16 protein-coding genes and 1 tRNA gene are annotated in these 18,977 nt (G+C 69.4%); 2 read left to right on the top strand and 15 right to left on the bottom strand.

Going from position 1 to position 18,977, the window contains the following annotated elements; translation table 11 throughout:
- Positions 1-26: 26 nt before the first annotated feature.
- From addA to OU998_RS15245, 8 genes are all read right to left on the bottom strand, one after another.
- Positions 27-3,473: a double-strand break repair helicase AddA gene (gene addA, locus OU998_RS15280; RefSeq protein ID WP_267514513.1), complete on the bottom strand. Its 3,447-nt coding sequence runs from the start codon at positions 3,471-3,473 to the stop codon at positions 27-29.
- Entirely contained in the window at positions 3,470-6,526 is a 3,057-nt protein-coding gene (addB, locus tag OU998_RS15275) for a double-strand break repair protein AddB (RefSeq protein ID WP_267514512.1), read from the bottom strand. Before addB ends, addA begins: the two co-directional genes overlap by 4 nt.
- 220 nt (positions 6,527-6,746) lie before the next feature.
- Entirely contained in the window at positions 6,747-7,463 is a 717-nt protein-coding gene (gene murU, locus OU998_RS15270; RefSeq protein ID WP_267514511.1) for an N-acetylmuramate alpha-1-phosphate uridylyltransferase MurU, read from the bottom strand.
- Positions 7,460-8,569, bottom strand: a complete 1,110-nt coding sequence (gene amgK / locus OU998_RS15265) for an N-acetylmuramate/N-acetylglucosamine kinase AmgK (protein WP_267514510.1) — start codon at positions 8,567-8,569, stop codon at positions 7,460-7,462. Before amgK ends, murU begins: the two co-directional genes overlap by 4 nt.
- On the bottom strand, positions 8,556-9,014 hold the full coding sequence (tsaE, locus tag OU998_RS15260; protein WP_267514509.1) for a tRNA (adenosine(37)-N6)-threonylcarbamoyltransferase complex ATPase subunit type 1 TsaE: 459 nt from the start codon (positions 9,012-9,014) through the stop codon (positions 8,556-8,558). Before tsaE ends, amgK begins: the two co-directional genes overlap by 14 nt.
- Positions 9,011-9,865: a GNAT family N-acetyltransferase gene (locus tag OU998_RS15255; RefSeq protein ID WP_267514508.1), complete on the bottom strand. Its 855-nt coding sequence runs from the start codon at positions 9,863-9,865 to the stop codon at positions 9,011-9,013. The genes tsaE and OU998_RS15255 overlap by 4 nt, the downstream gene beginning before the upstream one ends.
- Positions 9,866-9,905: 40 nt before the next feature.
- Positions 9,906-10,292 (bottom strand): type II toxin-antitoxin system VapC family toxin, encoded by a 387-nt coding sequence (locus OU998_RS15250; protein WP_267514507.1) that lies wholly within the window; start codon positions 10,290-10,292, stop codon positions 9,906-9,908.
- The gene (locus tag OU998_RS15245; protein WP_267514506.1) at positions 10,289-10,540 is read right to left on the bottom strand and encodes a type II toxin-antitoxin system Phd/YefM family antitoxin; all 252 of its coding nucleotides are present in this window, start codon (positions 10,538-10,540) and stop codon (positions 10,289-10,291) included. The genes OU998_RS15250 and OU998_RS15245 overlap by 4 nt, the downstream gene beginning before the upstream one ends.
- Positions 10,541-10,651: 111 nt before the next feature.
- Here OU998_RS15245 and OU998_RS15240 point away from each other — a divergent pair, with 111 nt between their 5' ends.
- A complete protein-coding gene (locus tag OU998_RS15240) occupies positions 10,652-12,763 on the top strand; it encodes an alpha/beta hydrolase family protein (protein WP_267514505.1) in 2,112 nt (703 codons plus the stop codon).
- Between the two features lie 74 nt (positions 12,764-12,837).
- Here OU998_RS15240 and OU998_RS15235 read toward each other — a convergent pair whose 3' ends face one another.
- The gene (locus OU998_RS15235; protein ID WP_267514504.1) at positions 12,838-13,146 is read right to left on the bottom strand and encodes a hypothetical protein; all 309 of its coding nucleotides are present in this window, start codon (positions 13,144-13,146) and stop codon (positions 12,838-12,840) included.
- Positions 13,147-13,473: 327 nt separating this feature from the next.
- Here OU998_RS15235 and OU998_RS15230 point away from each other — a divergent pair, with 327 nt between their 5' ends.
- Complete coding sequence (locus tag OU998_RS15230; protein ID WP_267514503.1) at positions 13,474-14,325, top strand: alpha/beta hydrolase; 852 nt, start codon at positions 13,474-13,476, stop codon at positions 14,323-14,325.
- 234 nt (positions 14,326-14,559) lie between these two features.
- Here the strand turns inward: OU998_RS15230 and OU998_RS15225 are convergent.
- From OU998_RS15225 to OU998_RS15200, 6 genes are all read right to left on the bottom strand, one after another.
- Positions 14,560-14,644, bottom strand: a tRNA-Leu gene (locus OU998_RS15225).
- 53 nt (positions 14,645-14,697) lie between these two features.
- Complete coding sequence (locus tag OU998_RS15220) at positions 14,698-15,234, bottom strand: CcdC protein domain-containing protein (RefSeq protein ID WP_267514502.1); 537 nt, start codon at positions 15,232-15,234, stop codon at positions 14,698-14,700.
- Positions 15,235-15,287: 53 nt separating this feature from the next.
- The gene (locus OU998_RS15215; RefSeq protein WP_267514501.1) at positions 15,288-16,307 is read right to left on the bottom strand and encodes a fumarylacetoacetate hydrolase family protein; all 1,020 of its coding nucleotides are present in this window, start codon (positions 16,305-16,307) and stop codon (positions 15,288-15,290) included.
- A 46-nt stretch (positions 16,308-16,353) separates the two neighbouring features.
- Entirely contained in the window at positions 16,354-17,259 is a 906-nt protein-coding gene (locus OU998_RS15210) for a hypothetical protein (protein WP_267514500.1), read from the bottom strand.
- A 65-nt stretch (positions 17,260-17,324) separates the two neighbouring features.
- A complete protein-coding gene (locus tag OU998_RS15205) occupies positions 17,325-17,591 on the bottom strand; it encodes a hypothetical protein (RefSeq protein ID WP_267514499.1) in 267 nt (88 codons plus the stop codon).
- Between the two features lie 212 nt (positions 17,592-17,803).
- Complete coding sequence (locus tag OU998_RS15200) at positions 17,804-18,976, bottom strand: isoaspartyl peptidase/L-asparaginase family protein (protein ID WP_267514498.1); 1,173 nt, start codon at positions 18,974-18,976, stop codon at positions 17,804-17,806.
- Position 18,977 lies beyond the last annotated feature (1 nt).

The following is an 18,977-nucleotide window of genomic DNA, read 5'->3' as shown; positions in this document are numbered from 1 at the left end:
TCGGGTCAATCCGCAGGTGACGGAGCTTAAGGTGTGAGCGCCGCGTCCAGCATCGCCTGCGGGATGGGCATCAGCTTGGGGCCGTCGGTCCAGACCAGGGCGGCCTCGACCGGGCGGTCGGGATAGAGGCGTTTCAGCACGGCGACATAGACGGCGGCCTGCAAGACATAGGCGGGATCGACCCGGTCCAGGGCGTCGGGGGCGGGGCGGTTGGTCTTGTAGTCGATCACGAGCACCCGGTCGGGCGTGACCACCAGCCGGTCGATGCGGCCGTTGATCGCCACGCTGGACGGTCCAGGCAGGGCGCCGGTCAGGGCGACCTCGGCGCGGGAGCCGGGGCCGAAGACGGGGGCGAAGCGGGCGTCGTCCAGCACCGAGAAGGCGGCGGCGATCATTTCGGCGCGCTGGGCTTCGTCCAGATCGGTCTCGCGCGCCAGCAGGCGACGGGCGGCGTCGGGGCGGTCGGCGGGCGCGATCTCGGGCAGGCGCTCCAGCAGTCGGTGGATCAGGTCGCCGCGCCGGAACCGGCCCAGGGCTGCGCCGCCAGCCGCACTGCGCGCCAGGGGCGAGGGGGCGGGAATGCGGATCGCGCCCTCCATCCGCGACGGCGCGGCGAAGCGGGCGGCGGCGTCGGCGGACGGCGGCGTGGCGGCCCAGGCGGGCAGGGCTGCGGTCGTGCGGTCTTGGGCGGTCGCGACGGGACGGCGTTCGGGATCGACGCCGAAGCGGCGGACGCCGTTCTCGACCTCGCGTACCTGATCGCCCAAGCGGTCGAAGGTCTCTTCGATCACCGACCACCAGCTGCCGGGCTCGGCGCCCCGGCTGGAGGCGCGGCCCATGACGATGACCCGGTCGCGGGCGCGGGTCAGGGCGACATAGAGCAGGCGCAGGGTCTCGTCGTCGGTGCGGGCCTGGCGCGCCGCGCGGGCGTCGGCCGAGGCGGGGCAGTCGTCCTTGGCCGAGCCGGGGGCCATCAGCCAGGCCTCGCCTTCGTCCTCGCCATTCTCGCTTCTTGGGACGGCGGGCATCAGGGACGGCCCCTGGGCCTTCGCCTTCATGGTGGTGTCGGGCAGGATGACGATGGGCGCCTCCAGCCCCTTGGCGCCGTGGACGGTCATGACGCGGACCTCGCCGCGCGCCCCTTCCAGCTCGCGCTTCACCTCGACGTCGGCGGCCTCGAGCTGGGCGAGGCAGGCCTCCAGGTCGATCGCGCCCCGGTTCTCGGCCGCCAGCACCTGGTTCAGGGTCTCGTCTATGGCTTCTTCCGCCTCGCGGCCCAGCCGGGCCAGGATTCGGGCGCGGCCGGAGCGGCCTGTGTCGTCCACCCGGTTCAGAGCCAGGGAGAAGAAGGCGAACGGGTCGCCGCCGCGCGCGCCGATGACGGCCTGGAGCAGGTCGCGGGCGCGGGTCCATTCGGGGCGTTCGTGCGCCCGGTCGCGCAGGTCGCGCCACAGTTGACCCGCCTTGCGGTTCTCGCGGCCCGCCAAGGCGTAGAGACCATTCTCGTCCACGTCGCACAGGGGGCTGCGTAGCACCTCGGCCAGGGACAGGTCGTCGTCGGGGAAGAGCGCAAATCGGGCCAGGGCGATCAGGTCGTCGAAGACGATATGGCTGGACAGTTTCAGCCGGTCGGCGCCCGCGACGGGGACGCCCTCGGTCTTCAAGGCGCGAATGATTTCTTCGAAGGTGGCGTCGCGGCGGCGGACCAGGACGATGTAGTCGCCGTAGCCGGCGGGGCGGAGATCGCGGGTGCGGCTGTCGAAGACGGCCAGGCCGCTTTCGACCTGGCGGCGGATCTCGCGGGCAAGGTCGCGGGCCAGGCGTTTGCGGGCGCTGCCGGCGCTCTCCTGATCGACCGGATCGTCCCAGGCGTCGGTCTCGGGCGCGGGCTCGTCGAGGAACAGGGGCCACAGGTCGATGGCGCCGTGCTGGCCGATGCGGGCCGGGATGTGGCGGGCGATGTCGCCTTGCGGGCCGGTCAGGGCGCGGGTGCGGTCGGGATCGGCGAAGACGGCGTCGACGAAGGTCAGCACTTCTTCGGTCGAACGGTAGGAGGTGTTCAGCTCGGGCCCGGCGAAGGGTTCGCCGGCGCCCTCTGCCAGGGCCAGGAAGTCGGCCCGTTCCTGACGCAGACGTTCCGGCCGGGCGCCCTGAAAGGAGTAGATCGACTGTTTCTCGTCGCCGACGGCGAAGACGGTGCGGCCCGAGGCCCGATGAGGTGAACCTTGGCCTGAGTAGAACTCTCCGGTCAGGGCGCGGACGATGGCCCACTGTTCGGGGGCGGTGTCCTGGGCCTCGTCGATCAGGACGTGATCGACCCCGCCGTCCAGCTTGTACAGCACCCAGGCGGCGGCCCCGCTGCGGGTCAGCAGGGCGGCGGCGCGGGCGACCAGGTCGGGGAAGTCGAGCGCGCCGCGCTGGGCCTTTGCGGCCTCGTAGAAGGCGGCATGGGCGCGGGCCAGGGTCAGGACCTTGATCGTGTCATCGGCGATCCGGGCCTTACGCAGCGCCTCACGGGTGGCGAGGAATTGGGTTTGCAGATCGACCAGCCAGCCGACCGCCCCTTGCGGCGCCGACTTGGTGCCCATGCTTTTTCGCGGCTCGCCCGCCTGGGTGCAGAAGACCCCGGCCAGGGCCGCGAACCCGGCGTAGGGGGGCGCGGCGACGCTCATGGCGTCGGCGATCTTGCGGTCGTTGGTCGAGCCGGTCGCCATGGCCTCGGCCATGCGGTTCCATTCGGCGGGGTCGATCCAGGCGACGAAGTCCTGTTCCAATTCTTCGGGACTGCGGCCCGCCTCGGCGCCGGTGAGGGCGTAGGGATCGGGCGCGGTTCCGGCCTCGGCGCGGTCGATATAGTCCAGCAGATCGGCGCGCTTGGCCTCGATCATCGACAGCAGGGCCTGGAACCGCTGCCAGTCCAGTTCGACGGCGAAATGGCTGTAGGCCAGGCCGATTAGCCCGTCCGGATTGTCGTAGGCGGTTTGAGCCAGTTCCTTGCGTGCGGCCTCGCTGAGGGCGGTGGCGGCCTGGTCTTCCAGCACGGTGAAGCGGGGCGAGACCCCGGCTTCGAGCGGGAAGCGGCGCAGCAGTTTTTCGCAGAAGGCGTGGATGGTCTGGATCTTCAGCCCGCCCGGCGTCTCCAGCGCGCGGGCGAACAGTTTGCGGGCGCGTGAAAGCGCCGCGTGATCCATCGTCTGCGGATCCCCGTCGTCCAGCCGGGCCAGTTCGCGCGACAGGGCGGCGTCGTCCAGCACGGCCCAGCCGCCCAGCTGGTCGAACAGCCGGGCCTGCATCTCGGCGGCGGCGGCCTTGGTATAGGTGACGCACAGGATGGCGCCGGGATCGACCTGGTCCAGCAACAGCCGCGCCACCCGGTTGACCAGGGTGGTGGTCTTGCCCGAGCCGGCGTTGGCGGTGACGAAGACGGTCAGGCGCGGGTCGGCCGCGATGATCTGAGGGGAGGGGGCGGTCATTCGCTGTCCTCGCCGTCGCCGATGACCGACCATTCCCAGACGCGGGCCAGATGGTCGTAGTTGCCGCCCTGGGCGCCCATGAACTGGGGCGCGGCCCAGGAGACATAGGGGGTGTTCGGGTCGTCAAAGCGGGCGACGCGGCGCTTCAGTCCCTCCAGCGCCGCCTGGGCCAGGTCGGCCGCCTCGGCGCCCGAGGCGCGGGTGATGACCTCGCCCGCCGTCTTGCGCCCGACCACGCGGACATAGGTCAGTTCGTCGGGCGTGACGGGGCCTTTGGCGCCTTCGAACCCGCCGTCGGCCAGGATGGCGGCGGTCAGGGTCAGTTGCGGAGCGAAGCCGGACTTGACCTGTTTGGCGGACGGCGCGGCCCCGGTCTTGAAGTCCATCACCGCCGCCCCGTCGGAGGCCAGCTCGATCCGGTCGGCGAAGGCCTTGACGGTGAAGAGGCCGGCGGGGCCGTCGAAGGTCATCACGCCCTGTTGCTCGACCAGGATGTCGATCCCCCGCGCGCGACGGCGGCGCTCGAAATCGGTCAGCCAGCGGGCGGCGTTGCGGGCGAGCGGGGCCTCGCGCGCCATGGCCGCATCCTCGAAGCCGCGCGCGCCCAGTTCGCGCAGCAGATGGTCGTGCAGTATGGTTTCGCAGTCGTCGGGTAGGTCGTCAGGCCAGTCCAGGGTCAGCCGTTCGATGGCCGCATGGACGGCGTTGCCGCGCTCCATAGCCTCGGCCGAGGCGCCGGGACGCTCCATCGCCTCCAGCCCCAGCACCCACAGGGCGTAGATGGCGTAGGGGTCGCGCACCCAGCGTTCGATGCGGGTGACATAGAGGCTGCGCGGACGGCGATGCACCGGCGGGCGCGGCTCGGGCCGTTTGGCGAAGCGCGGCGGTCCGGGCGGGGGCGCGTCTAGGGCGCGGGCCCAGTCCAGGACGGTGCGGGGCCGGGGCAGTTCGACCGGGGTTTCGGCGGAATGGGCGCCCCGCGTCAGCATCTCCAGCCGCCACAGCCAGCGCGAACGCACGGCGGGCTGTCCGCCGCGTCGTTCGCTATGGACCAGGATGGCCTCGTCGGCGCAGGCGGCCTGGACGAAGTCCTGGGCCGTCTGGCCCAGGCGACGTTCGGGCGGGGGCAGGCCCAGGGCCTTGCGCATCGGACGCGACAGGAAGGGATCGGTCGGGGCGGCCTGGGGCCAGACGCCTTCCTCCAGCCCGGCCAGGATCATCCGGTCGGCGCGCACCAGCCGCGCCTCTATGGCCCCCAGGATCCGCAGCGACGGATGGGTGGCGCCCCCGGTGCGGACCACGGTCTCGCGCACCAGCGATGTGGTCAGCTCGGCCAGGTCGGCCCGGTCGATGCGGCCCAGCGAGGCGCCGCCCTCGATCAGGCCGGACAGAAGGCCGGCGGCGGCCTCGCCGTCGGGACCGGCCCAGGCGTCCTGGCCGGCCAGGGTCTCGATCAGGCGCGTCAGGGCGGAGGCGGCCGTGTTTAGATCGGCGTCAGGGGCGAAGGCGGCGGTCGCGGCCTCGACGGTGGTTTGTAGATGATCGACCAGGCGGGTGGCGGCCGACAGGCGGTCGCGTTTCCACTCGGGCGGGGCCTTGCCGCGCCGGTCGGGTTCGACCGCCTCGAGCAGGCGACGGCGGATGGCGGCGAAGTCGCGCGGGCGAGGACCGCGCAGGGCGTGTTCCTCCAGGGCGGCGACGGCGGCGGCTTGAGGGGCGTCGCCCAGGTCGAACCGGGCCAACGGATGTTTGACGACGGCCAGCAGCAGATGGGGCTGAACCGGATCGGCGATCCAGCGGGCGCACAGATCGACCAGGGCGCCGGCAGGCAGGCGCGACAGGGGGGCGCCGGCCGACGAATCCGGGACGACGCCCCAGCGTTCCAGCCGGGCGGCGACGCGGCGGCCCAGGGCCTGGTCGGGCGTGACGAGGGCGCAGGTCTTGCCCGTTCCATCAGGATTGGGCGTCTCCAGCGTCTCTCGCATCATCAGGGCGATGGCGGCGGCGGCCTCTTCCTCGGCGCGGACGGTGAGCAGGGACAGGCCTTGCAGACCTTCGGCGATGGGGTCGCGGGCCTCGCCCCGCGCGGCGGCGGTCGAGCGAAGGTCGCGGATGGCGCGGCGCCAGTCGTCGGTGGCCTCGGCAGGCCGCAGGGCCTCGTTGACCAGGCGTTGGCGGGCCAGGCCTTGCGCCTCGACGGCGGGGGCGACCGGGGGACGGAACCAGGGGCGGACGGCGTCGCGGGGGATCTCACAGCGGTCCAGCAGTCGTTTCATCGCGCTCTGCGGATGCTGTTCGTCCAGCCGGTCCCAGACCGCCTCATCCAGATCGAGGTCGAGGCCGGGCAGGACGACGCAGCCCAGGGGCGCCCTGGCCACGGCCTTCAGCACGTCGCCGGCGGCAGGGACGGTGCCGGTCGAACCGGCGGCGATGACGGCCTGGGTCGGGGGCGTGTGGTCCCATAGTTCGGCGAGGCGGCGCAGCAGGGTGGCGCGGCGCCAGGCGGGATCGACCAGGCCCAGTTCAGCGAGGCGTTTGGGCCAGGCGGTGACGGCGAGCCCCAGGAACTCGGCTGACCGTTCCCAGTGCTCGGCCATTTCGCCGTCCACCAGTGTGGCGATCCGTTCGGGGTTCTGGATTTCTTCCAGCTGGCAGGAATCGAGGAAGCCGCCGAGTGCATCCGCCAGATCCAGGGCCCGCATCGGCGTCAGGTCGCTGTCGAACTGTTCGACGATCATCCGCGCCATCTCGAAGCGGCGGGTCAGGGCGGGGATGGCGGGCGGCAGGTCCAGGCCGAGGGCGCCGGGGGTGAAGGGCGGCTCGTCCTCCTCCAGATCGCCCAACGGCCGGACCTGAGGCAGCAGGATGGGGCGGCCCTGCGAGAGTTTCGACAGGGCGCCGGTGAAGGCGCGCGCGGCGCGGCGGTTGGGCAACAGGATGGTGGCGTCGGACAGGGTCTCGGGCGGCAGATCGCCCAGCCAGGCCAGGACGCCGGCGGCCAGATCCTCGAGGAAGGGCCGGTGCGCGGGGATGGCGTACCAGCGGGGGCGCACTTCTGTTTCCCTAGCGCCGACCGCGCGGCGGTCGGCTGCTTGAGGGAGGTCCGCGAAGGGGTCGAAGCCGCTCACTTCAATTCCGTCATCCTAGGCCTTGTGCCTAGGATCCATAGACTCCGTCGAGCCCGGTGCGTACCGGCGAACACCGGGCGTATGGATCCTCGGGACAAGCCCGAGGATGACGGGGAGGGGGTGGGGCGCGGCAAAGCGGCGGGCGTCATCCCTGCCCCGCCAGTTTCGCCTCGGCCTGATCCCGCGCCTGGGGATCGCCGACGTGCATCCAGTCGCCGTCCAGGACACAGCCGTAGAGGCGACCCTCGGCGGCGGATTTGCGCCACAGGGGGCTGAGGGAGAAGGGGCCGTCGGGGCCGTGGTCGGCATAGCCGGGGCGGGTGATGTGGACGCCCATATAGGCGAAGGGGGCGGAGGGGGCGTCGCCGCGGAAGGTCAGTTTTCCGTCCTCGGCCAGGAAGAAGTCGCCGTCGCCCTCGAAGCCGATGGAGCCCTCGCGGCGGGCCAGCAGCAGGGCGGCGTCCATGGTCTCGGGGTTCCACAGGCGGATCAGATCGGCCAGGGCGTCGCCCCGGTCGATCCAGACGCTGTCGATGTTGGCGACGAAGACGGGATCCTCGCCCAGCAGGGGATGAGCCTTCTTCAAGCCGCCGCCGGTTTCCAGCAGTTCGGCCCGTTCGTCGGAGATGAGGATGCGGGGGCCGCGTCCGCGCGCGGCCAGATGACCCTCCAGCCGGTCGGCGAACCAGTGGACATTGACGACCGCCGTCTCCACCCCCGCGTCGGCCAACCGGTCCAGCACATGGTCGATCAGGGCGCGCCCCGCCACCTCGACCAGGGCCTTGGGCCGATCGTCGGTCAGGGGGCGCATCCGGGTGCCCAGGCCGGCGGCGAGCACCATTGCGGTCTTGGGAGCGGTCATGCGCGCACCTCGGCTGGGACGTGGCGGTCAAACCAGCGGGCGACGGGCGCCAGGGCCGGCTGTTCCAGATTGGCGTTCAGATGCCGCCACATGCGTGGCAGGAACTGACGGTAGCGGGGCTTGCCGTCGCGGGCGATCAGCCGGGCGAAGATGCCGATGATCCGCGCCTCGTTCAGGGCGGCCAGGCCGGCGTAGTCGGCCATGAAGGCGGCGCGGTCCACATGGGGGCGCAGGGCGAAATAGCGGTCCAGGGCCTCGGTCTCCAGCGCCGGCGACACGTCGCGGCGGGCGTCCTGAAGCAGGGAGTGCAGATCCCAGGACGGGTGGGCGCGCACTGCGTCCTGGAAGTCGATCATGCCGACGCGGGCGGGGCCCTGGCGCTCAGGCAGCCAGATCAGGTTCTCGGCGTGATAGTCGCGGTGCGCCATGACCGAGGCGCCGGCCGCGCCCGAGGCGACCAGGGGCGCCCAGGCTTCGCGCCAGTCGGCGACTGCGGCGGCGTCGAAGCGCACGCGATCGTCGAAGCGTGGCAGCCATTCGACGAACAGATCCGCCCCGCCCTGAAGCGCCGTCTCGTCATAGGTCAGCAGGGGCCAGTCGCCGCCGGGGCCGTGCAGGGTTTGGGGCGGGTTCCCGGCGTCGTGCAGGGTCGCCAGGGCTTCGATGGCGGCCAGATACATCGATGTCTCGGGGGGCGTCTTGTCGGCGCCGTCCTCGATCACGCGGGCGAACAGGGCGTCGCCGAAATCTTCCAGCACCGCCAGGCCGTTGGCGGCGTCCAGGGCCGGGATTTCGGGGGCGGACAGGCCCAGGGACTTCAGATGGGCGGCGACGGCGGCGAAGGCCTCGATCCGGCCGGCGGACAGGCGGGCGACGGCGTTCCAGCCGGCGGCCTGGCGCTGTTGCGGCGTCCAGGATGGGTCGGCGGGCGGGCTTTCGGCGGCGGGCGCCTGGTCCATCAGCATCAGGCTGGCGCCGTCCGGCGTGGTCAGCCGCTCGTAGCGCCGCGTCGAGGCGTCGCCGCGCAGGGGCGCGCGCGCCGCCTCGGCCAGGCCGGCGCCCTTCAGGAAGTCGAGGCGAAGCTGTTCGCGATCAGAAACGGACATGGTCGATCAGGTCTTCCCACCGGCCTGCGCCGGAAACGGTCGCAACACGGCCGTCGCCGTGTTCGGAAATTTCGATGGCCAGCCGGTCGGGCCCCAGGAACCGGCTTGGCTCCTCGCCCAGCCGCTCGGGCCATTCGATGACGGCGCAGCCCTCGTCCAGGGCCTCGTCCAGGCCGATCTCGAACGCCTCTTCCGGCCGGGTCAGGCGATAGAGGTCGAAATGGGCGACGGGCGGATCGGACTCATAAAACTGGACCAGGGTGAAGGTCGGGCTGGGCACGTCCTCGTCCGGCGTGGTCAGGGCGCGGATCAGGCCGCGCGCCAGGGTTGACTTGCCCATGCCCAGCGGCCCGTACAGCAGCAGGCTGTCGCCTGGCGCCAGAAGAGGGGCGATGGCGTGGCCCAGACGGGTGGTGGCCTCGGCGTCGGGAAGGTTGATCTTCATGGGAACACCGCGTCGGGATCGGCGGCCAGGGTCCGTTCGGTGAAATGTTTCAGGGCCACGGTGGCCTTGACGGCGTCCACGTCCAGTCGCTCGGGCGGGATCGGCTGACCGACCACGACGCCGAAGGGCTTGCCTGCCTTGTTCAGCAGTTCGTGGAACAGGGTCACGTCGCGCAGTTCCTGCGAGATCTTGTCGAACAGGTGGAACAGCCGACTGTAGGGGCCGGTAACGTGCATGGGAATGACGGGCGCGCCGTATTTGCGCGCCAGGGAGGCGGCGGTGGACGCCCATTCGGGATCGGTCAGAACGCCCTTCTTCTCGCGGGCCAGACGGCCGGCGGGGAACATGACGACGCAGCGTTCGGCCTCGAAGGCGTCTTTCGCGGCGTTCAGGGTGGCGCGGGTCTTTTCGCGGGTGCGCTTGTCGTGAACCCATTCGACCGGGATGACCGTCTCAGCCAGCCGGGGAGAGACGCGCAGGGCGTCGGCGTTGGCGAAGAAGATGGCGTCGGGGCGGCGTTGTCTGACAGCGTCATAAACCGCGACCCCGTCGGCGATGCCGGTGGGATGATTGGCGACCACGACGCAGCGGCCGGTCGCGGGCAGGCGGTCCAGATGGTCGGCGGCGACTTTCAGGCTCAGCAGGTCTGAGACATGGTTTAGGGTCTCGGCTCCCGACAGGCCCTGGATGGCGTCGGCCATCTGCACCGCAGCCTTGTAGTTCAGCACGGAATACAGGGCCGGCCGGACTATCGGCCACCAGGCCGAGGCGGTCAGACGCGGGGCGCGCTCGGCGATGAGGACATCGACGATATGGGGCGAACGGCGAACGGGAAGGGCGGCGGGATTCATGGACGACCGCTTGTCGCCGGTTCAGTGAAAGTGAGCAAGCCTACCAGAGGCGCGCCACGCCGAAGCTGTCGAACAGCTTTTCGTTGGAGACCAGCGTCAGATCGTTGAGCAGGCCTTGGGCGATGAGCAGGCGATCGAAGGGATCGCGATGATCGCCGTCCATCCGTCCGGCGAGTTCCGCTTCGGCGATGGAAATCGGCAACCCCTGCAAGCCCAGGCGGGTGATCGCCCCGCCGAAGTCTCGAGCTATCGAACCGGCTTGCGGCAGCTTGCCGATCCGGTGCTTGATCGCGACCTCGATGGCGGAAACGGCGCTGACATAGATCGGGACAGACCGGTCTTCCAGGCGAGCACGAACGCGCGGGGGCAGGCGCTCGTCGCCGAAAGCCAGCCACAGCAGGGCGTGGGTGTCGAGCAGAAGGCTCAATCCTCACGTCCTTCCCAGAGGCGTAACTCCTCCTCCGGCAGTGCGTCGAAGAAGCTTTCATCGAACCGACCTTCTTCGCGCAGCGCCCCGAAACGGGGCGCGACGGGCGTCGTGAGCCTGGACTCGAACGGCACGATCCGCACCGCCGGCTTGTCGCCGCGGGCGATGACGACCTCTTCGCCGCGTTCGGCGGCGGCGATCAGTTTGGAGAGGTGGGTCTTGGCGTGATGGACGGTGACGATGGTCATCTGTCGCTCCTTGGTCCATCCATCTTAGCTAAGACGCCTGCGCGCAGCAACTTTCGCCCGGCGAAGGGGGGTGCTACGCCTCGCGGCTGCAAGCTTTGCGAGGAATGCCCCATGCGTCACCGTTCCCTCCTGTCCGCCGCCTGCGCGGGGATCGCCCTGATGAGCGCCGCTCCGGCCCTGGCCCAGGTTCCGCCCGCCCCGGTTCCGGCCGCGCCTGCCACGCCGGAAGCCTTCACCTATCGCGACATGATCACCGCCAACCGGCTGGGCGATCCGCAGGTGTCGCCGGACGGGCGTTATGTCGTCTATTCGGTGACGACGACGGATGTGGAGGCCAACCGCCGCGCCGGCAGTCTGTGGCTGCTGGATCTGGAGACGCCGGACGTGGCGCCGCGCCGCCTGGCCATTTCGGATCAGGGCGCCAATACCGCCCGCTGGGGCGGGGACGGCAATCTGTATTTCCTGTCGGGCAAGTCGGGCGCCAGCCAGGTCTGGCGGGTGGCATCTCCCACGGCGACGCCGGTGCAGGTGACCAATCTGCCGCTGGACGTGAACGCCTATCGGATCAGTCCGAGTGGAGACAAGGTGGCCGTGTCCCTGGCCGTCTATCCGGACGCGGCCGACCTGAACGCCTCAGTCGAAACGGGCAAGGCCGTGGCCGAGCGGAAATCGACCGGCCAAGTCTATGACCGGATGTTCGTACGCCACTGGGATACGTGGAACGACCACACCCAGAACCATCTGTTCGTCCAGTCCATCGGCCGGAACGGCCAGACAACGGGGAACCCGGTCTGGGTGACCAAGGGCTTCGACGGCGACACCCCGTCCAAGCCGTTCGGCGACGAGAGCGATTTCGTCTTTACTCCGGCGGGCGATTCCGTCGTCTTCTCGGCGCGGCTGGCCGGCAAGACCGAGCCGTGGAGCACCAATTTCGACCTGTGGAAGACCAACGGCCTGACCGGGGACGGAACCTTCTCGAACCTGACGCCGGACAATCCGGCGTGGGACGCGGGTCCGGTGTTTTCGCCGGACGGCCGGACCCTGGCCTATCGCGCCATGGCGCGTCCGGGCTTTGAGGCCGATCGCTATCAGATCGTGCTGATGGATGTGCAATCGGGCCAGAAGCGCGAGATCGCGTCGAACTGGGACCGTTCGGCCGACACCCTGCAATGGTCGCGCGACGGCCAGACCCTGTATACGACCGCCGGCGACGTCGGTTCGACCAAACTGTTCGCTGTGGATACGCGCAACGGCGTGGTGACCCCGGTCACCGGGCCGGGCCATGTCTCGGCCTTCCAGCAGACTCCGTCGGGCTTCGTCTTTGCCCAGGACAGTCTGAAGTCGCCCAGCGATCTGTATTTCAAGACCTATATGGGTCGCGAAATGCCCCGTCGTCTGACCGTGGCCAACCCGGCCTTGGAGGCCAAGGCGTTCGGCGAATACGAGCAGTTCAACTTCCCCGGTTGGAACAACGAGACGGTGCACGGCTATGTCATCAAGCCGGTCGGCTATGAGGAGGGGAAGAAGTACCCGGTCGCCTTCCTGATCCACGGCGGGCCGCAGGGCTCGTTCGGCGACGGCTGGTCCTATCGCTGGAACCCTGAGACCTATGCCGGCGCCGGCTATGCGGTGGTGATGATCGATTTCCACGGCTCGACCGGTTACGGCCAGGCCTTCACCGACGCCATCAGCCAGCACTGGGGCGACCGCCCGCTGGAAGATCTGCAAAAGGGTTGGGCCGCAGCCCAGCAGAAATACGCCTTCCTGGACGGCGACAACGCCTGCGCCCTCGGGGCGTCGTACGGCGGCTATATGATCAACTGGATTGCCGGCAATTGGTCCAATGAGTTCAAGTGTCTGGTCAACCACGACGGCGTCTTCGACACCTTCGGCATGGGCTATTCGACCGAGGAGCTGTGGTTCACCGAGTGGGAATACGGCGGCACGCCGTGGGACAAGCCGGAGGGCTACCAGAAGTTCAACCCGGCCAATCACGTCGAGAACTGGAAGACGCCGATGCTGGTGGTGCAGGGCGACCTGGACTTCCGCATCCCGACGGCTCAGGGCCTGTCCACCTATACGGCGCTGCAACGCCGAGGCATCGACAGCCGTCTGATCGTCTTCCCGAACGAGAACCACTGGGTGCTGAAGCCGGCCAACAGCCTGCAATGGCATGACGAGGTGTTCGGCTGGCTGAACAAATACCTGACCCCGGCCCAATAGGTCGGGTCATCTCCAGAACGAAAGAGGGGCGCAGCCGCAAGGCCGCGCCCCTTTTTACTGCGCCGCCTCAGGGGTCAGAGCGAGGCGCGGGTCTGGGTCATGGAGACCAGGCGGTCGTACTGCCGCTCGGTCATGCAACGCGGAGCGGCCCAGCGCTGGCCGGCTTGGCGGGCTTCGACCGCCTCTTGGGCGGTGACGAAGACCGGCGCGGCGCCGAATTCACGCTGATAGGCGCGCCGGGTCGCGGCGTCGGTGGCGCAGACCATGACGGACTGAAGCTTGGCCGGCTGGGCCGTCTGGCTACGCGTAGACTGGGCCAGGCTGGGGGTGGCGACCGCGGCCAGGGTAGCGGCGATCAGGACGGGCGTTACGAAACGGGTCATCGGGCATCCTCCTATGGCCTGAATTAAGATCAGGGCTCTGATGAAATATGCGCCGATTTTTGGAGATGTAAAGCTTTCACGACAACTGAGGTGGAAACGGATGATAATTTCGCTTCCATACGGGGGCTGACCGCCGCTGGCCCCAAGGCCAGACTGGCGCATTGAAACCGACCACAGGAGCCGATCGCCGCCGCGTTCGCCCTTGTCGATCCAGATCGGGCCGAGGACGCCGGTTACGGCCGGTTGATCGCCGGGACGCGATAATCTTCAAGGGACGGAGCCGAACCGGCCGCGACGCGATATTGTGAAAGCCATGGATCGTACCGCATGACACGAAGAGGTCTGTTCGCCCCCGCTCTGGGCCTTCTCGCCGCCGCCTGTTCGCCCCTGGGCCTGCTCAACAGCCTGGGCCCAAGAGACGCGGGCGCGCGCCGCGTCGCGCGCGACCTCGCCTATGGCGACGACGCCCGGCAGCGAATGGATCTCTATGCGCCGACCGCGCGGGGTTCCTATCCGACCGTGGTCTTCTTCTATGGCGGCGGGTGGGACTCGGGTTCGCGAGACCTCTATGGCTGGGCGGCGCAGGCCCTGGCGGCCCAGGGTTTCGTCGTGGCCCTGCCCGACTACCGCCTGGCCCCCCAGGCCGTCTTCCCCGCCTTCATCGAAGACGCCGCCGCCGCGACGGCCAAGGCGGCGGATATCGCTACGGACTATGGCGGCGCCCCCGACAGACTGGGCGTGCTGGGCCATTCTGCGGGCGCGCACCTGGCTATGATGATCGCCCTGGACCGCCGCTATATGGAGGCCGTGGGACGTCCCCGTCTGATCAAGGCGGCGGCGGGGTTGGCCGGGCCCTATGATTTTCTGCCGTTCGATGTGGCGGCGTCACGGAACGCCTTTGGTCGGGCGCCGGACCCCACCCTGACCCAGCCGGTCACCTTCGTCCGTCCCGACGCGCCGCCGATCTGGCTGGGCCACGGCATGGCTGACGTCGTGGTCCATGCCGAGGACACGACCATTCTCGACCAACGGATGAGGGCGGTTGGCGGTCGGTCGGAGGCGAAACTCTATCCGGGGCTGGACCATGCGGATCTGATCTCAACCTTCTCGCTCCTGTTCCGCAAGAAGGCGACCGTCCTGGCCGATGTGACCGGCTTCTTCCACGGGGCGCTGGGTTGATCACCAGGCTTTTGCGGGTGAAGTGCATTTTCGTTAGTGGCGCACCTTTCCAGCAATGCGACTTAATGCCAATATAGAACCGGGTCGGATTTTAGTATTCGTACCGATCTTTTACGGCCCGTTCCGAACCTGTCTGGCTCCGGTGCGCGTAGGCGCGCCGAACCTATTGGCTCCGGGGCGGGCCGTCTCCGTCTGAAGACCGCCTGCGCGCGAATTTCCATAAATTTCAGAAGGTGGTGCGGGCGGCCGGGGTCGAACCGGCACTCCTCTCGGAACTGGATTTTGAGTCCAGCGCGTCTACCAATTCCACCACGCCCGCAGCGGAAGGACCGCCTCATGCCACAGAGGCGACGGCGGCGTAAAGCGTGAACCTTAAGTCACGACCTCAACATGTGGATCAACGCCGCCGGCCAGAACCCGCTTGGCGCGGATGTACATCTCGACGCGTTGCATGACGATCATGCCCATGGCGAGGACCAGGAAGGCGTCGGTGACGGCCATGGCGTTCAAATGCCATTCGGCGGCGTGGGTCTCAATCAGGTCGCGCAGGCCGGCCCGGCCCGCGAACAGTACGATCAGCAGGATCAGGCCCAGCGGAGAGGCTTGGGCCATCAGGGAGCCGTCCGGCTCCTTTTCGATGGTGACGGTCTTGCCGCGATACCAGCCGGCGGCGCCGCCCAGAAGGGCGCCCAGGGCCAGGACGGCCCAGGCGTCGGGGCCGAAGGGAGCGTGGACGGCGCGCGGGCTGTAGCTGGAACCCCAGATCCCAAGCCCGATCAGGGGTACGACGATGGCGGGCATGATCCACAGGAACTGCGGTTTCAGCACCCGCTTGCGCCGGTTCTTCAGCAGCACCAGGATCAGCACGGCTGGGAAGACCAGCAGCGGTATGAGCTTCTCGGGTGGCATGTCGATCCTCCGGCGCCTCCCCCCGGAGACTGATCGCCGTCAGCCTAGCGCTGTTACGGGCGGCTTGGAAGCGGGGCGACCGTCTGTTCTATGGCGCCGAAGATCGAGTGATGGTGGTCGTCCAGCATCTCGATCCGGACCGTGTCGCCATGGACGAGGAAGGGGGTTTCGGGCGCGCCGCGCAGGATCGTCTCGACCGTGCGGACCTCGGCGATACAGGAATAGCCCAGGCCGCCTTCGGAGACCGGCTTGCCGGGGCCGCCGTCGGCGTCGCGGTTCGAGACCGTGCCCGACCCGATGATCGTCCCGGCCGACAGGGACCGGGTCTTGGCCAGATGGGCGATCAGGGTTCCGAAGTCGAAGGTCATGTCCACGCCGGCGTCGGCCTTGCCGAAGTCGGCGCCGTTCAGCTGGACCGTCAGTTCGCCGTGCAGCTTGCCGTCCTTCCAGCGGTCGCCCAGCGCAGCTGGTGTCACCAGGACGGGCGAGAGGGCGCTGGCGGGCTTGGACTGGACGAAGCCGAACCCCTTGGCCAGTTCGGCCGGGATCAGGTTGCGCAGGGAGACGTCGTTGACCAGGCCGACCAGGCGGACGGCGGCCAGGGCCTCGTCCCGCGTCGCGCCCTGGGGCACGTCGCCGACGACGACGACGATCTCGGCCTCTAGGTCGCAGCCCCAGGCGGGGTCGGCCAGCGGGATGGGATCGCGGGGCGCCAGGAAGCTGTCGGAACCGCCCTGGTACATCAGGGGATCGGTCCAGAAGCTGGCGGGCATCTCGGCGCCGCGCGCGCGGCGCACCAGTTCGACGTGGTTCACATAGGCCGAGCCGTCGGCCCACTGATAGGCGCGGGGCAGGGGGGGGGCGGCGTCGCGTTCGTGGAAGCGGCCGCGCGGCACGGCCTCATGCTCGAGGCTCTCGGCCAGGGCCAGAAGCCGGGGACCGCAGCGGTCCCAGTCGTCCAGCGCGGCCTGGAGGGTGGGGGCGATCAGGAAGGCGTCGGTGAACCAGTGCAGGTCCTGCGACACGACCACGAGGCGGCCGTCGCGGCCATGCTTGAGCGAGGCGAGTTTCATGCCCAAGGCCTAGACCGAATTCGCGGCGGGGGGAACAGACCGGTGGTCAGCCTCTGGACCAGACGGGGGAATGGCCGGTCTCCGTCTCACTCTTGGGCTTCGGCGGGGCGGTGCACAGGGCGCGGCGGGCGTTTTCAAGCTCTCTGATCCGATCAACTTCGACCGACCAGTGGTCGTAGAGGGCCTGGAGGGCTTCGCGCAAAGCGCGTGCACGCTGGTCCTCGGGCATTTTCTTGGGTTTCTCAGGCTTGTCGGGCTTGGTCTCCGCATGCGCCTCGGCCGGTTTGGCGTGAGGCTTGGCCGGTTCCTTTGGGCAGGTGCAGGCTTCACCCTTGGAGGGGCGGCCGCAGAGGCAGACGAAGCCGTTCGCCACCACCGTCTGGCTGACGATCACGGCAGGCATGACGGAATGGCCGCCGCCGCAGCCCCGGTCACGCGCGGCGCCGACGCCGCAACTACAGCCCCGATCCTGTCCACCATGCCCACCGCAGCCGCAAGCGGCCTCAGGCTTGGGTTCGGCCGGTTTGTCGGCTTTCTTGGGTTCTTCCTTCGGCGCGTCGCCGATCAGGGCCTTCTTCAAATCCTTCAACGGTCCGCCGACGCTGGCGCAGATGACCAGCAGGGGACCAAGCAGGCGCTGGAATTCTTCCTCCACTTCCTGGGCGCGGGCGGGAAGGGCGTTGCTGCTGGCCTTCATCGCGTTCTCCAGCACATGGAGCAGGCGCTTGTAGATTTGGGGAACCGCGTCGCCGTCGCGGCCGACCCCGCCTTCGCGCCGATAGCTGTACTCGCGTGCGCCCCAGCCCCCTGCGGCGAACAGCAACAGGCCGATCACGAACAGGAGCAGAAGAATGAGGGGATCTACGCCCAGGAACAGGGTTGGGTCCGCCACGTCGAAGGGCGCGGGCTCGGCCGGGACGAAATCCGACGGGTAGTTGATCGAAATCGCCATGCGCACGCCCCTGTCCCCAGACGCTCACATCATGCCGCAGCCGCGAAGCGGGGCCAAGTGAAAGGTTAACGATGTTCGGTGAGCAGGGCCTTGGCCTCGGCGCCGGCGCGGGCGGCGGGGTCGCGCACCTCGACCTCGACCACCACCCCGCCTGCGGGTTCGACCGCCCACAGATAGCGGCGCTCGACCTCGACCTCGCGGCCGGACGGGGCGAAGCCGACATAGGAGTCGCCCCAGGGCGTGATCTTCTTCAGCTCGACGAAGGGCATGGCGCAGGCGGCGTCCAGTTCTTCCTCGGCCATCTTGGTCAGTTCGTCGTCGGTCGGAGTCATGAGGTCTATCTTACAGCAGGGAACGAGTTTTTGCTTTCGTCATCCTCCGGGCCGCGAAGCGGAACCGGGGGACCCAGCGGCGCCGAAGGCGAAATCCCTCTGCCGCAAGAACGCTAAGGGGCGAGTTCGCGAAAGGTTTGCGCTCGCGCGCGCCGCTGGATCCCCCGACCTGCGCCGCTGCGCGGCTTGTCGGCGGATGACGAAAGAGGAGGTCAGTCTTCGTCGGCATAGATGGCGACGTGGGCCGGCGTATTCGAGGCCACTGCGCCCCGATACATGCCCGAGGTGTTCATGGCGAAGGCCGGGGTTCCGGTCAGGCCCAGGACGATGACGCCGCCGTCGCCGCCGATGGCGCCGACGTCGGCGATCTCGGCTTCGGCCGCCGCCTGGACGGTCGCGCCGTCGGCGGTGCGGCGGCAGATGTCGCGGGCCACGGTGGAGCGGATGAAATACTCGCCCGAGCCGGTGGCGGAGACCGCGCAGCCGTCGGCGTTGGAGGCGTAGGTTCCGGCGCCGATGATCGGCACGTCGCCGACCCGGCCCCAGCGTTTGGCGGTCATGCCGCCGGTCGAGGTGGCGGCGGCGAGACGACCCTGGCTGTCCAGGGCCACGGCGCCGACCGTGCCGAACTTCTTCTCGTTCAGCGGCGGGGCGACGGCCGCTTGGGCTCCAGGCGCGGGGGCTCCGGCGGGACGGGCGGGCAGGGGCAGGCCGGCCTCGGTCAGGGCCTTGATCAGGCCCTGCCAGCGGCGTTCGGTGAAGAAGAAGGACGGATCGACCTGTTCCAGACCGGCCTGGGCGGCGAAGGCGTCGGCGCCGGGGCCGATCAGCATGACGTGCGGCGACTGTTCCATCACCGCGCGGGCGGCGGCGACCGGGTGGCGGGTGGTGGTCAGGCCGGCGACGGCGCCGGCGGTCAGGTCCACGCCGTTCATGACGGCGGCGTCCAGTTCGTTGCGGCCGGCCGCGGTGAAGACGGCGCCGCGTCCGGCGTTGAACAGGGGATCGTCCTCCATGACCTGGACGGCGGCCTGAACTGCGTCCAGCGCCGAGCCGTCGCGCGCCAGCACCGCCGATCCGGCGTCCAGCGCGCGTTGCAGGGCGGCGCGATAGGCGGCGTCCTGTTCCGGCGTCAGACTGGCGCGCTCGATCACGCCCGCGCCCCCGTGGATGGCCAGGGACCAGCGGGGGGCGTCGGTCGGGGTTTGGGCGGTTGCGGGGGCGGCGGCCAGGGCGGCCAGGGCGGCCAGAACGGCGCGCGGCGGGGTGAATAGACGAATCGACTCAGAATTTTTTGAGTCTATTTTCGTCCATTCTTGGACTGCGCCGCGCCCGGGCGCCGGGCGACGGCGCGCCTGTGGTTCAGTCCGTGTCGTTCGCGTCATG

This window comes from Brevundimonas sp. SL130, from assembly GCF_026625805.1.
Taxonomy (GTDB): domain Bacteria; phylum Pseudomonadota; class Alphaproteobacteria; order Caulobacterales; family Caulobacteraceae; genus Brevundimonas.
The sequence above is the reverse complement of the archived record's forward strand: the minus strand, read 5'-3'. Positions and strand labels throughout refer to the sequence as shown.